The organism is Pseudomonas mosselii (genome assembly GCF_003205295.1).
Classification (GTDB): Bacteria; Pseudomonadota; Gammaproteobacteria; order Pseudomonadales; family Pseudomonadaceae; genus Aquipseudomonas; species Aquipseudomonas mosselii_B.
Map to the genome: position 1 here is coordinate 1 of NZ_QJRP01000013.1, position 13219 is coordinate 13219.

Annotated in this window: 11 protein-coding genes and 1 tRNA gene; 7 read left to right on the forward strand and 5 right to left on the reverse strand. The window is 65.4% G+C overall.

Going from position 1 to position 13219, the window contains the following annotated elements; genetic code table 11:
* The coding region (locus DMX06_RS14085; RefSeq protein WP_146232207.1) for an aminotransferase class III-fold pyridoxal phosphate-dependent enzyme at positions 1 to 397 on the forward strand (397 nt) is incomplete at its 5' end.
* Between the two features lie 3 nt (positions 398 to 400).
* Here DMX06_RS14085 and DMX06_RS14090 read toward each other — a convergent pair.
* A complete protein-coding gene (locus DMX06_RS14090; RefSeq protein ID WP_110738050.1) occupies positions 401 to 703 on the reverse strand; it encodes a hypothetical protein in 303 nt (100 codons plus the stop codon).
* Between the two features lie 199 nt (positions 704 to 902).
* On the opposite strand from DMX06_RS14090, the gene DMX06_RS14095 reads away from it, so the two are divergent.
* Entirely contained in the window at positions 903 to 1331 is a 429-nt protein-coding gene (locus DMX06_RS14095; protein ID WP_110738051.1) for a hypothetical protein, read from the forward strand.
* A 68-nt stretch (positions 1332 to 1399) separates the two neighbouring features.
* Positions 1400 to 3514 carry an elongation factor G gene (fusA, locus tag DMX06_RS14100; RefSeq protein WP_110738052.1) on the forward strand — a complete coding sequence of 705 codons (2115 nt, stop codon included), beginning with the start codon at positions 1400 to 1402 and terminating at the stop codon, positions 3512 to 3514.
* A 112-nt stretch (positions 3515 to 3626) separates the two neighbouring features.
* Here the strand turns inward: fusA and DMX06_RS14105 are convergent.
* Positions 3627 to 3703 (reverse strand) — tRNA-Val (locus DMX06_RS14105).
* Between the two features lie 202 nt (positions 3704 to 3905).
* Here DMX06_RS14105 and DMX06_RS14110 point away from each other — a divergent pair.
* Positions 3906 to 5189 (forward strand): NAD(P)/FAD-dependent oxidoreductase, encoded by a 1284-nt coding sequence (locus tag DMX06_RS14110; RefSeq protein ID WP_110738053.1) that lies wholly within the window; start codon positions 3906 to 3908, stop codon positions 5187 to 5189.
* 63 nt (positions 5190 to 5252) lie between these two features.
* On the opposite strand, the gene preA is transcribed toward DMX06_RS14110, so the two are convergent.
* The 3 genes from preA to hydA all read right to left on the reverse strand — a co-directional run bounded on the left by preA (position 5253) and on the right by hydA (position 9543).
* A complete protein-coding gene (preA, locus tag DMX06_RS14115) occupies positions 5253 to 6527 on the reverse strand; it encodes an NAD-dependent dihydropyrimidine dehydrogenase subunit PreA (RefSeq protein WP_110738054.1) in 1275 nt (424 codons plus the stop codon).
* On the reverse strand, positions 6528 to 7895 hold the full coding sequence (locus DMX06_RS14120) for an NAD(P)-dependent oxidoreductase (protein ID WP_110738055.1): 1368 nt from the start codon (positions 7893 to 7895) through the stop codon (positions 6528 to 6530).
* A gap of 208 nt (positions 7896 to 8103) precedes the next feature.
* Positions 8104 to 9543 carry a dihydropyrimidinase gene (gene hydA / locus DMX06_RS14125; protein WP_110738056.1) on the reverse strand — a complete coding sequence of 480 codons (1440 nt, stop codon included), beginning with the start codon at positions 9541 to 9543 and terminating at the stop codon, positions 8104 to 8106.
* 269 nt (positions 9544 to 9812) lie between these two features.
* On the opposite strand from hydA, the gene DMX06_RS26315 reads away from it, so the two are divergent.
* From DMX06_RS26315 to DMX06_RS14135, 3 genes are all read left to right on the forward strand, one after another.
* Complete coding sequence (locus DMX06_RS26315) at positions 9813 to 9983, forward strand: hypothetical protein (protein ID WP_181427830.1); 171 nt, start codon at positions 9813 to 9815, stop codon at positions 9981 to 9983.
* Positions 9984 to 10160: 177 nt separating this feature from the next.
* Complete coding sequence (locus DMX06_RS14130; RefSeq protein WP_110738057.1) at positions 10161 to 11651, forward strand: NCS1 family nucleobase:cation symporter-1; 1491 nt, start codon at positions 10161 to 10163, stop codon at positions 11649 to 11651.
* 186 nt (positions 11652 to 11837) lie between these two features.
* On the forward strand, positions 11838 to 13124 hold the full coding sequence (locus DMX06_RS14135) for a Zn-dependent hydrolase (protein WP_110738058.1): 1287 nt from the start codon (positions 11838 to 11840) through the stop codon (positions 13122 to 13124).
* Positions 13125 to 13219 lie beyond the last annotated feature (95 nt).

The following is a 13219-nucleotide window of genomic DNA, read 5'->3' on the forward strand; positions in this document are numbered from 1 at the left end:
GGGCGGGACCTATTCGGGCAATCCGATTGCCTGCGCGGCGGCGCTGGCGAGCCTGGCGCAGATGACCGACGCCAGTATCGCCACCTGGGGCGAACGGCAGGAACAGGCCATCGTGGCGCGCCATGCGCGCTGGAAAGCGTCGGGAATGTGCGCAGCACTCGGCCGCCTGACCGGCACCGGGGCCATGCGCGGGCTGGAATTCGTCAAACCGGACGGCAGCCCGGCACCGGCGCAACTGGCCAAGCTGCTGGAGGCGGCGCGCAGCAGAGGCTTGTTGCTGATGCCCAGCGGCAAGGCGCGGCACATCATCCGCCTGCTGGCACCGCTGACCATCGAGCCCGAGGTGCTCGAGGAAGGGCTGGATATCCTCGAGCAGTGCCTGATGGAGCTGGACTGAGGGTTACAGGCCCAGTTCTTCAGGAGTGGGCATGTCGCATTCGAAGGCGATCCAGCCGCCTTCGAGCTCGGCGTGGCCGTTGACGATCAGGCCGTAGTAGGTCAGGCCATTCTCCAGGGTGACGCAGATGTGCGTGGCGCCTTTTTCGGGGGCCGCGAGCGTGCCGACGAAATGCACCTTCTTCAGCACCTCGGTCACCGCCTCAAGGCCCACGCGCATGTTGGTGTTCTCCGAGGCCTCGGTATCGCCCCCACGGTCTTCGGCGCTGATGGTCACGGTGGCGGTGTACGGGTACTTGGTGCTCAAGCGGGGTTACCTCAACAGGTGTATTAGGCGTATGGGCGCGTAGAGTACGGCAGGCGTTCCCGGTTGTCTCTACCGGCCTCATCGCGGGGCAAGCCCGCTCCCACGCCAGCATCCTGCAGTGGGGCATCGAGCATGGCCTCCCCGGGCCCGATCTGTTAGGGTGCCCGCCGATGCACGCCATACCACGCGAGGATACCGAGTGAGCGCCGAACAACCCCTGATCGCCGACCTGTTCGAGGTCGACAAACGCCTGACCCTCAAGCCCGTCGTGGACTTCAACGCCTACCTGCGCAACGCTTTCGGCGACGGCCCCTGCCGCTGCCACCGCTGCGTCGAGGCCAATGGCGACGAGAACGGCTACGAGCACCGTCACAGCTTCGAGCTGGAAGGCCGCACCCTGCACCGGCGCTTCGCCAGCACCGCCGGCAGCGACGTGCTGATGGTGCTGAAGAAGGCCTGGCTGTCCTACACCAAGGCCGAACTGATCACCGTCGGTAGCCTGGACATGGCCACCCTCAAGTCCTTCACCGAAGCCGCCCTGCACGAACGCCTGCTGGCCCTGCTGCCGGCCAGCGGCCTGGCCCGCGAAAGCGAAGGCCAGTGGCAACTGCAGGTGCTCGCCGACTGACGGTCGCCCCGGCAGGATTCTCCCGCTCTGCTACCTTGGGAGAATCCTCACCCACAGGTGATCCGACCATGGCCCGCACGACCCCCATCGAGCTGTACCGCAACATCGGTATCGTTGCCCACGTGGATGCCGGCAAGACCACTACCACCGAGCGGATCCTGTTCTACACCGGGGTCAACCACAAGATGGGCGAGGTGCACGACGGCGCCGCGACCATGGACTGGATGGCCCAGGAGCAGGAGCGCGGCATCACCATCACCTCGGCGGCCACCACGGCCTTCTGGCAAGGCTCGACCAAGCAGTTCGAGCACAAGTACCGCTTCAATATCATCGACACCCCCGGCCACGTCGACTTCACCATCGAGGTGGAGCGCTCGTTGCGCGTGCTCGATGGCGCTGTGGTGGTGTTCAGCGGCGCCGACGGCGTCGAGCCGCAGTCCGAGACGGTGTGGCGCCAGGCCAACAAGTACCATGTGCCGCGCCTGGCCTACATCAACAAGATGGACCGCCAGGGCGCGGACTTCCTGAGGGTGGTGAAGCAGATCGACCAGCGTCTGGGCCACCATCCGGTGCCGATCCAGCTGGCCATTGGCAGCGAAGAGCACTTCATCGGCCAGATCGACCTGGTGAAGATGAAAGCCATCTACTGGAACGACGCCGACCAGGGCACCAGCTACCGCGAAGAAACGATCCCCGCCGAGCTACAGGCACTGGCCGACGAATGGCGTGCCCATATGATCGAGGCTGCGGCCGATGCCAGCGAAGAGCTGACCCTGAAGTTCCTCGAAGGCGAGGAGTTCACCATCGAAGAAATCAAGGCTGCCCTGCGCCAGCGCACCATTGCCAACGAGATCGTGCCGACCATCCTCGGCTCATCGTTCAAGAACAAGGGCGTGCCGCTGATGCTCGACGCGGTGATCGACTACCTGCCCGCCCCCAGCGAGATCCCGGCGATCAAGGGCACCGACCCGGACGACGAAGACAAGCACCTGGAACGCCACGCCGACGACAAGGAACCGTTCTCGGCGCTGGCGTTCAAGATCGCCACCGACCCGTTCGTCGGCACCCTGACCTTCGCCCGGGTGTATTCCGGCGTGCTCAGCTCCGGCAATGCCGTGCTCAACTCGGTCAAGGGCAAGAAGGAACGCATCGGCCGCATGGTGCAGATGCACGCCAACCAGCGCGCCGAGATCAAGGACGTGTGCGCCGGCGACATCGCCGCGCTGATCGGCATGAAGGACGTCACCACCGGCGACACCCTGTGCGACATGGACAAGCCGATCATCCTCGAGCGTATGGACTTCCCCGACCCGGTGATCTCGGTGGCGGTGGAACCCAAGACCAAGGGCGACCAGGAGAAGATGGGCATCGCCCTGGGCAAGCTGGCCCAGGAGGACCCGTCATTCCGAGTCAAGACCGACGAGGAGACCGGCCAGACCATCATCTCCGGCATGGGCGAGCTGCACCTGGATATCATCGTCGACCGCATGCGCCGCGAGTTCAACGTCGAGGCCAACATCGGCAAGCCGCAGGTGGCCTACCGCGAGAAGATCCGCAACACCTGCGAGATCGAAGGCCGCTTCGTCCGCCAGTCCGGCGGCCGTGGCCAGTACGGGCATTGCTGGATCCGCTTCGCCCCGGGCGATGAAGGCAAGGAAGGGCTGGAGTTCATCAACGAGATCGTCGGTGGCGTGGTCCCCCGCGAATACATCCCGGCCATCCAGAAAGGCATCGAGGAGCAGATGAAGAACGGCGTGCTCGCCGGTTATCCGCTGATCAACCTCAAGGCGGCGGTGTTCGACGGCTCGTACCACGACGTCGACTCCAACGAGATGGCCTACAAGATCGCCGCGTCCATGGCCACCAAGCAGCTGTCGCAGAAAGGTGGCGCGGTGCTGCTGGAGCCGGTGATGAAGGTCGAGGTGGTGACGCCCGAAGATTTTCTCGGGGACATCATGGGGGACCTGAATCGCCGCCGAGGGATGATTCAGGGCACTGAAGATGTTTCAGCAGGAAAGGCAATCCGTGCTGAGGTGCCTTTGGGTGAGATGTTCGGCTACGCCACCTCGATGCGCTCGATGACACAAGGCCGAGCCAGCTATTCGATGGAGTTTCTGAAATATGACGATGCCCCAGCGAGCATTGCCGATGCCATCGTGAAGAAGAATCCCAGGGAAACCTGAGCGGCTCTTGCGCGACATCGGGTCGCCTGCGGGAATTGCGCAGGGCCTGAAGCTTGGCGGTGGAGCCACACGCAAAAAGGGGCGATCCTTGCGGATCGCCCCTTTTCTGATTTGGTAGGCACAATTGGACTCGAACCAACGACCCCCACCATGTCAAGGTGGTGCTCTAACCAACTGAGCTATGTGCCTGTCGTGTGGGGCGCATTCTACGCGATCCGAATGGCCTGTCAACCGTTTTTTTCACGCTAAGCTGCTGAATCTTAAAATAATAATAGAAAGGCCGGGTTCCAGGGCGGCGTAAAGGATTTTCACCGGACGACTAGCGGGTGTTTATTATTATTGATAGCATCGGTACATTCGTTAAAAATATAAAACACGAGGTTTCTCGAGCATGGCCAACACCCCCTACCCCCAGTCCTACTACGCCGCCTCGGCCAACCCGGTGCCGCCACGTCCGGCGCTGCAGGGTGAGGTGGAAACCGATGTGTGCATCATCGGTGCCGGCTACACCGGCCTGTCCAGCGCCCTGTTCCTGCTGGAGAACGGCTTCAAGGTGAGCATCGTCGAGGCCGCCAAGGTCGGCTTCGGCGCTTCGGGCCGCAACGGCGGCCAGATCGTCAACAGCTACAGCCGCGACATCGACGTCATCGAACGCACCGTCGGCCCCAAGCAGGCACAACTGCTGGGCCAGATGGCCTTCGAAGGCGGGCGCATCATCCGTGAACGCGTGGCCAAGTACGACATCCAGTGCGACCTGAAGGACGGCGGTGTATTCGCCGCCCTTACCGCTAAGCAAATGGGCCACCTGGAATCGCAGAAACGTCTGTGGGAGCGCTTCGGCCACACCCAGCTGGAGCTGATGGACCAGAAGCGCATCCGTGAAGTGGTGGCTTGCGACAGCTATATCGGTGGCATGCTCGACATGAGCGGCGGCCACATCCACCCGCTGAACCTGGCCCTGGGCGAAGCCGCCGCGGTCGAGTCGCTGGGCGGGATCATCTATGAACAGACCCCGGCCGTACGCATCGAGCGCGGCGCCAACCCGGTCGTGCACACCCCGCAGGGCAAGGTCCGCGCCAAGTTCATCATCGTCGCCGGCAATGCCTACCTGGGCAACCTGGTGCCGGAACTGGCCGCCAAGTCGATGCCGTGCGGCACCCAGGTCATCACCACCGAGCCGCTGGGCGAGGAACTGGCGCGCACCCTGCTGCCGCAGGACTACTGCGTCGAGGACTGCAACTACCTGCTCGACTACTACCGCTTGACCAGCGACAAGCGCCTGATCTTCGGTGGCGGCGTGGTATACGGCGCGCGCGACCCGGCGAACATCGAGGCGATCATCCGTCCGAAGATGCTCAAGGCCTTCCCGCAGCTCAAAGACGTCAAGATCGACTATGCCTGGACCGGCAACTTCCTGCTGACCCTGTCGCGCCTGCCGCAGGTCGGCCGTATCGGCGACAACATCTACTATTCCCAGGGCTGCTCGGGCCACGGCGTGACCTACACCCACCTGGCGGGCAAGGTGCTGGCCGAGGCCCTGCGCGGCCAGGCCGAGCGTTTCGACGCCTTCGCCGGCCTGCCGCACTACCCGTTCCCGGGTGGCCAGATGCTGCGTGTGCCGTTCAGCGCCATCGGCGCCTGGTACTACAGCCTGCGCGACCGCCTGGGCTTCTGATCCAGCGCCATCCGGCAAGCCCGCTCCCCTGAGCGGGCTTTTTCGTTTCCCCACGGCATGCTCTCAACCCGCTTCACGGTAGGGATTGCGCGGGTCCTGGGTCCAGTTCATGTACGGCTTGCCGGTCCCCTGCGCCTGCATGTCGATGCAGCCCTCCACCGGGCAGGTGATCTGGCACAGGTTGCAGCCGACGCACTCGGCCTCGATCACGCTGTAGGCGTGGGTGCCGTCGGCCTTCAGGGTGCTGGCGATGGCCTGGTGCGAGGTGTCCTCGCAGGCGATGTGACAGCGCCCGCAGCCGATGCAGGCGTCCTGGTCGATATGGGCTACCGACTGGTAGTTGATGTCCAGGTACTTCCAGTCGGTGGTGTGCCCCACGGCCTGGCCGCGAAACGCCTCGAGGTTGCGGTGGCCGTGCTGGTCCATCCAGCGCGCCAGGCCGTCCTTCATGTCGTCGACGATGCGAAAGCCGTGCAGCATCGCCGCCGTGCACACCTGCACCGCGCCACTGCCCAGGGCGATGAACTCGGCGGCGTCGCGCCAGGTGCCGATGCCGCCGATGCCGCAGATCGGCAGGCCACGGGTCTCGGGATCACGGGCGATTTCCGCGACCATGTTCAGGGCGATCGGCTTGACCGCCGAACCGCAATAGCCGCCATGGGTGCTCTGATCACCGACGATGGGGTGGGCGACCATGCGGTCGAGGTCGACGCTGGTGATCGAGTTGATGGTGTTGATCAAAGACACCGCATCCGCCCCGCCCCGGTGCGCGGCCCGCGCCGACTGGCGGATGTCGGTGATGTTGGGGGTGAGCTTGACGATCACCGGCAGTGCGCAGTGGGTCTTGCACCAACGGGTGACCATCTCCACGTATTCCGGCACCTGGCCGACGGCGGCGCCCATGCCGCGCTCGGGCATGCCGTGGGGGCAGCCGAAGTTGAGCTCGATGCCGTCGGCGCCGGTGGCCTCCACCAGGGGCAGGATGAACTTCCAGGATTCTTCGATACACGGCACCATCAGCGACACGATCAGCGCGCGGTCGGGCCAGTCCTTCTTCACCTGGGTGATCTCACGCAGGTTGATCTCCAGCGAGCGGTCGGTGATCAGCTCGATGTTGTTGATGCCCTGCACCTGGCGGTTGGGGCCGAAGTGCGCCGAGTAGCGCGACGACACGTTGACCGCCGCCGGGTCCTCGCCCAGGGTCTTCCACACCACCCCGCCCCACCCGGCCTCGAAGGCGCGGACCACGTTGTAGGCCTTGTCGGTGGGTGGCGCGGAGGCCAGCCAGAACGGGTTGGGTGCCTTGATGCCGGCGAATTCGATGGACAGGTCGGCCATTTACGCAGCCTCCACGTTGAGCATGAGTTGGGCATGGATGGCTTCGGCGGCCAGCTTGCCATGTTGCACGGCCTGGACGGTGAGGTCCTGGCCCAGCGCGATGCAGTCGCCGCCGGCGTAGATGCCGGGAACTGAGGTCTGCAGGTGCGCATCCACTTGGATGCGCTCGCCGTCACGGGCCAATTGCGCCGCCAGCGGATCAGCCAGGCTTGTGTCGTCGAAGCGTTGGCCGATGGCCTTGAAGATCGCGTCGGCGGCCAGCTCGAAAGTCTCGCCGGTATCGCCCAGGCGTCCGTCGACCAGCTGGGTGCGCGCGAAACGCATGCCGCGTACACGCCCAACATCATCCAGCAGCACGGCATCGGGCCGTGCCCAGGTGTGCAGACGCACCTGGTTGTGCTTGGCGATCTCCTGCTCATGATCAGTGGCGCCCATGTCGGACAGGCCACGGCGGTACACCAGGTTGACGTCGCGGGCGCCCAGGCAACTCATCTGCACGGCCATGTCGATGGCAGTGTTGCCGGCGCCGAGCACCAGGCAGCGGTCGGCCAGCGGCAGCTGGGTGAGGTCGTCGGCCTGGCGCAGCTCGCGGATGTACTCGGTGGCGGCGAGCAGGCCTGGCGCGTCTTCGTCCGTCAGGCCCAGCTGGCGCACGGCAGCCAGGCCCAGGCCGAGGAACACCGCGTCGTACTGGGCCTGCAGCTCGCCCAGCGACAGGTTGGCTCCCAGGCGCTGGCCATGGCGGATCTCGATACCGCCGATACCCAGCAGGAATTCCACTTCGCGCTGGGCGTAGTCGTCCACCAGCTTGTAGCGGGCGATGCCGTATTCGTTGAGGCCACCGGCTTTCTCCCGCGCCTCGAAGATCACCACGTCATGGCCGTGCATGGCCAGGCGGTGTGCGCAGGACAGCCCGGCGGGGCCGGCGCCGACCACGGCGATACGCTTGCCGCTGGCCGGCGAGCGCTGGAACGGATGCTCGGTGAAGCCGGCGTGGTCCAGGGCGTAGCGCTGCAGCTGGCCGATCAGCACCGGCGCGCATTCCTGGGCGTTGTTGCGCACGCAGGCCTGCTGGCAGAGGATCTCGGTCGGGCACACTCGGGCGCAACTGCCGCCTAGGATGTTGGCCGAGAGAATGCGTTCGGCGGCGCCCTGCAGGTTCTCGTCGCTGATGCGATGGATGAACGAGGGGATGTCGATCTCGCTGGGGCACGCATTGACGCAGGGCGCGTCGTAGCAGTACAGGCAGCGCGCGCTCTCGACGGCGGCCTGACGGGCGGTGAGCGGGGGCGCGAGGTCGCTGAAGGCCTCGGCCAGCTGGTCGGCGCCGGCCCGGGGGCGCGGCAAGTGGTTCAGGGCATCGATCACGGTTGTAGCCTCTCTCATTTTTATTGGACACGGCGCCGGTCAGGTACCGGTCTGTTCTAGGGGATGGCAGTCAACAGGAGCATGTGTGTTGTTATCAGGGAGCGCTTTGCGCCCCTTTCGCGACACAAGGCCGCTCCCACAGCCAAAGCACCGATCCCTGTGGGAGCGGCCTTGCGTCGCGATGGGCTGCGAAGCGGCCCCAATGGCCTCAGCGCTGAACCGGTGTCGGCCGCTGGTGCTCGGCCCGGCGCTCCAGCACCTCGTACACCGACGGATACGCCGGCCGCTCCACATAACGCCCCGCGCCCGGCTCGGCACGCAGGTCGCCATCGGCCCAGAGCACCTTGCCCTGGCTGATGGTGTGGCTGGGGATGCCGCGTACGGTGCGGCCTTCGAAGATGTTGAAGTCAACCCGCTGATGATGGGTCTGGGCGCTGATCGTGCGCGTGCCCTGCGGGTCCCACAGCACCAGGTCGGCGTCGGCGCCGACGCGGATGGCGCCCTTGCGCGGGAACAGGTTGAAGATCTTCGCGGTGTTGGTGGAGGTCAGCGCGACGAACTCGTGGATCGACAGGCGCCCGCTGTTCACCCCGGCGTCCCACAGCACCGCCATGCGGTCCTCGATCCCGGCGGTACCGTTGGGAATGCGGCTGAAGTCGTCGCGGCCCATGGCCTTCTGTTCGGCGCAGAAGCAGCAGTGGTCGGTGGCGGTGGTGTGCAGGTTGCCCGACTGCAGGCCCCCCCACAGTGCGTCCTGGTGCTCGCGCGGGCGGAACGGCGGGCTCATCACGTAGCCGGCGGCGGTGGCCCAGTCCGGGTCGCGGTAGACGCTGTCGTCCAGCAGCAGGTGGCCCGGCAGCACCTCGCCATACACCGGCTGCCCCTTGGCCCGGGCATAGCTGATCTCGTCCAGCGCCTCGCGGCTGGAGACATGCACCAGGTACAGCGGCGTGCCGAGGGTCTCGGCGATGCGGATGGCGCGGCTGGCGGCCTCGCCCTCGACCTGCGACGGGCGCGACAGCGGATGCGCCTCGGGCCCGGTCAGGCCCTGGGCGAGCAGTTTCTTCTGCAGGTGATAGACCAGCTCGCCATTCTCGGCGTGTACCGTCGGCACCGCCCCCAGTTGCAGGCAGCGCTCGAAGCTGGCCACCAGGGTGTCGTCGGCGGCCATGATCGCGTTCTTGTAGGCCATGAAATGCTTGAAACTGTTCACCCCATGCTTGGCCACCAGCTCGCCCATTTCCTCGGCGACCTGTTCGCTCCACCAGGTGATGGCGACATGAAAACCGTAGTCGCTGGCGCTTTTCTGCGCCCAGCCACGCCAGGTGTGGAAGGCCTCGAGCAGCGACTGCTGCGGATTGGGGATGACGAAGTCGATGATCGAGGTGGTGCCCCCGGCCAGGCCCGCGGCTGTGCCGCTGAAGAAGTCCTCGCTGGCCACCGTGCCCATGAACGGCAACTGCATGTGGGTGTGCGGGTCGATGCCGCCGGGCATCAGGTACCGGCCAGTGCCGTCGAGGACTTCGCATTCGGTGGGGGTTTCGAGGTTGCTGCCGATGGCGCGGATCAGGCCATCGACACACAGGACATCTGCACGGTAGCTCTCTTCATGGGTAACCACGGTGGCGCCACGGATCAACAGGGACATGCCGTTTTCCTCGCAGGCTGACCGGTCTTCTGGCCGGTTCTTGGAATTGTTTCGGGCCGGGCGCTGGAGGCAGTTTTTCTCAATCCTGTCAGGCCTGACAAGAATCGAGGCTAGTATCTGATCGGATATTGATCAAGAAAAAATATATGCAAATATCTTATTTCGTATCTTATTGATTATTAATAATAATTTTATTAAATCACCATAATGTGACACCCCCTCACCATTTTGACGCACTTGACAGGAAGCCAAATTGGTCAAGATTTCCTATGCAAAATCAGCTGTTTGTTTCCTGGCTGGATGGCGCAGGCCGCACCGGTGGTTTTGCAGGTTGCACCCGTTTGAACCACGCGATTGATGGACCGGCCAGACAGACGGCGCACCAGGGTGCCCACCCCGCCCTCGTCGTCGCACTGAAAAATGCCTTTGCAAGACAGTAAGTTACCTCCGGTTGGCGGCGGCCGCCGGGAAGGCGCGGGCTTTCCCGGCACGTTTGTTGAAAACGCAGGCCACAACCGCCTGGCCGGGCCGCAGGTGCAGTACTGCTGGTGTGTGTACTCCGGCCATCGCGTCAGCCCGATGAGCGACAACTACAAGAAAAAGACCTGGAGAACCCCATGCAACAGAGCAGATCGCAAGTGGTCGAGCAGCATGGCCTGTTCGAGCTCGACGCCGGCAGCGACGTCCTCGACAGCCCCCGCTACAACCACGACATCGCCCCGACCAAGGTGCACCAGCGCACCTGGAACAAGTGGCACATCACCGCATTGTGGGTGGGCATGTCCATCTGCGTGCCCACCTACACCCTCGGCGGTGTGCTCACCGCCTACTTCGGCCTGAGCGTGGGCGAGGCGCTGCTGGCGATCCTGCTGGCCAACCTCATCGTGCTGATTCCGCTGACCCTCAACGCCTTCCCTGGCACCAAGTACGGCATCCCGTTCCCGGTGCTGCTGCGAGCCTCGTTCGGCATCTTCGGCTCCAATGTGCCGTGCCTGATCCGCGCCGTGGTGGCCTGCGGCTGGTTCGGTATCCAGACGATGTTCGGCGGGCTGGCCATCCACCTGTTCCTCGGCTCGCTGTTCCCCGAGTGGAAGGCACTGGGCGGCACCGGCGAGGTGATCGGCTTCATGCTGTTCTGGTCGCTGAACCTGTGGGTGGTGCTGCGCGGCGCCGAGTCGATCAAGTGGCTCGAGACGCTGTCGGCGCCCCTGCTGGTGGCGGTGGGTGTCGGCCTGCTGTTCTGGGCGCTGCCGCACATGTCGATGAGCGAGTTGCTGGCACAGCCGCCCAAGCGCCCCGAGGGCGCCAGCGTGGTCGGCTACTTCTGCGCCGGGCTTACCGCCATGGTCGGCTTCTGGGCCACGCTGTCGCTGAACATCCCCGATTTCAGCCGTTACGCCAAGAGCCAGAAGGACCAGATCCTCGGTCAGATCTTCGGCCTGCCGCTGACCATGTTCCTGTTCGCTTCGCTGGGCGTGATCATGACCGCGGCGTCCGCTTCACTGGTGGGCCAGACGGTGTCCGACCCGGTGAGCCTGATCGGCCATATCCAGAGCCCCGGCTGGGTGGCCCTGGCCATGGCGCTGATCATCATCGCCACGCTGTCGACCAACACCGCGGCCAACATCGTCTCGCCCACCAACGACTTCCAGAACATCGCCCCGCGCCTGATCGGACGCAGCCGCGCGGTGTGGCTGACCGGCTTCATCGGCCTGGCGCTGATGGGTCACGAGTTGCTCAAGAAGCTCGGCTGGATCGTCTCCGACCTGAGCCTTGAGAGCGTGTACTCCAACTGGCTGCTGGGCTACTCCAGCCTGCTCGGGCCGATCGCCGGGATCATGGTGGTGGACTACTTCCTGGTTCGCCACCAGCACCTGGACCTGGCCGGGCTGTACCGCGACGACGTCTACCCGGCCTGGAACTGGGCCGGGTTCGCCGCCTTCGGCGTGCCGGTGGCACTGACCGTGATGGCCATCGGCAACAGCAGCTTCAGCTGGTTCTACGACTATGGCTGGTTCACCGGCTCGCTGCTCGGCGGCGGGCTCTACTACGCCCTCGGCGGCCTGGCGGTGCGCGGGCCGGCGCGGTTGGCCAAGCCGTTGCCGTGATGCCCCCTGTGGGAGCGGCTTCAGCCGCGAAGCAAGCGACGCGGTGGATGGCACCGGCTTGGCCGGTGTTCGCGGCTAAAGCCGCTCCCACAGGCCCCTGCTAAATCGATAGGTGATGTGCAGTGCCATGAGAGCCGACTTGCCGGCGAACAGGGCCGAAGAATAAAACAACCTGAGGAGGCACCCATGACCACTCCCGCCAAGGAAGTCCTGCAGTCCACCGAACAGCATGTCAGCAGCGCCCGCCTGTGGCAGTCCCTGATGGACCTCGCCCGCCTCGGCGCCACGGCCAAGGGCGGCGTCTGCCGCCTGGCGCTGACCGACCTCGACCGTCAGGCCCGCGACCTGTTCGTGCAGTGGTGCGAGGCAGCCGGCTGCACGGTGAGCATCGACGCGGTCGGCAACATCTTCGCCCGCCGCCCAGGCCGCAATCCCAAGCTGCCGCCGGTGATGACCGGCAGCCATATCGACACCCAGCCCACCGGTGGCAAGTTCGACGGTTGCTTCGGTGTGATGGCCGGGCTGGAGGTGATCCGCACCCTCAACGACTTGGGCGTGGAGACCGAGGCACCGCTGGAGGTGGTGGTGTGGACCAACGAGGAAGGCTCGCGCTTCGCCCCGTGCATGATGGGCTCGGGGGTGTTCGCCAGCAAGTTCACCCTCGAACAGACCCTGGCCAAGCGCGACGCCCAGGGCGTGAGCGTCGGCGAGGCACTGAACGCCATCGGTTATGCCGGCAGCCGCGTCGTGACCGGCCACCCGGTGGGCGCCTACTTCGAGGCGCACATCGAACAGGGCCCGATCCTCGAGGACCAGCGCAAGACCATCGGCGTGGTGCTCGGCGCCCTCGGCCAGAAATGGTTCGACCTGACCCTGCGCGGCGTCGAGGCCCACGCCGGCCCCACCCCCATGCACCTGCGCAAGGACGCCCTGGTCGGCGCCGCCGCCGTGGTCGAGGCGGTCAACCGCACCGCCCTCGCCCACCAGCCCCATGCCTGCGGCACGGTCGGCTGCCTGCAAGCCTATCCTGGCTCGCGCAACGTGATCCCCGGCGAAGTGCGCATGACCCTGGACTTCCGTCATCTCGAAGGCCAGCAACTGGACGCGATGATCGCCGAAGTGCGCCAGGTGATCGAGGCCACCACCGCGAAACACGGGCTGAGCTACGAGCTGGTGCCCACCGCCGACTTCCCGGCCCTGTACTTCGACAAGGGCTGCGTCGAGGCGGTGCGCAACTCGGCGCGCAACCTGGGCCTGGCGCACATGGACATCGTCAGCGGCGCCGGGCACGACGCGATCTTCCTCGCCGAGCTGGGCCCGGCCGGGATGATCTTCGTGCCTTGCGAAGGCGGGATCAGCCACAACGAAATCGAGAACGCCGCCCCCGAGGATCTTGCGGCCGGCTGCGCGGTGTTGTTGAGGGCCATGCTGGCGGCCTCGGAGGCGATCGCCGACGGACGATTGGCGGCCTAGCAAGCGATAAAAGGACTGCGTGAGAGCGGGCTTGCGCCGCGATGCATGGCACCGGCGGCGCCGGTGTTCCGGGCGGTGCGGCGTTCCGACAAGCC

Excerpts from the sequence above, each read along its gene's own strand:
- hydA (WP_110738056.1), bottom strand. The coding sequence starts at position 9,543 with ATGTCCCTGTTGATCCGTGGCGCCACCGTGGTTACCCATGAAGAGAGC.
- DMX06_RS14135 (WP_110738058.1), top strand. The coding sequence starts at position 11,838 with ATGACCACTCCCGCCAAGGAAGTCCTGCAGTCCACCGAACAGCATGTC.
- DMX06_RS26315 (WP_181427830.1), top strand. The coding sequence starts at position 9,813 with ATGCAAAATCAGCTGTTTGTTTCCTGGCTGGATGGCGCAGGCCGCACC.
- DMX06_RS14110 (WP_110738053.1), top strand. The coding sequence starts at position 3,906 with ATGGCCAACACCCCCTACCCCCAGTCCTACTACGCCGCCTCGGCCAAC.
- fusA (WP_110738052.1), top strand. The coding sequence starts at position 1,400 with ATGGCCCGCACGACCCCCATCGAGCTGTACCGCAACATCGGTATCGTT.
- DMX06_RS14130 (WP_110738057.1), top strand. The coding sequence starts at position 10,161 with ATGCAACAGAGCAGATCGCAAGTGGTCGAGCAGCATGGCCTGTTCGAG.
- preA (WP_110738054.1), bottom strand. The coding sequence starts at position 6,527 with ATGGCCGACCTGTCCATCGAATTCGCCGGCATCAAGGCACCCAACCCG.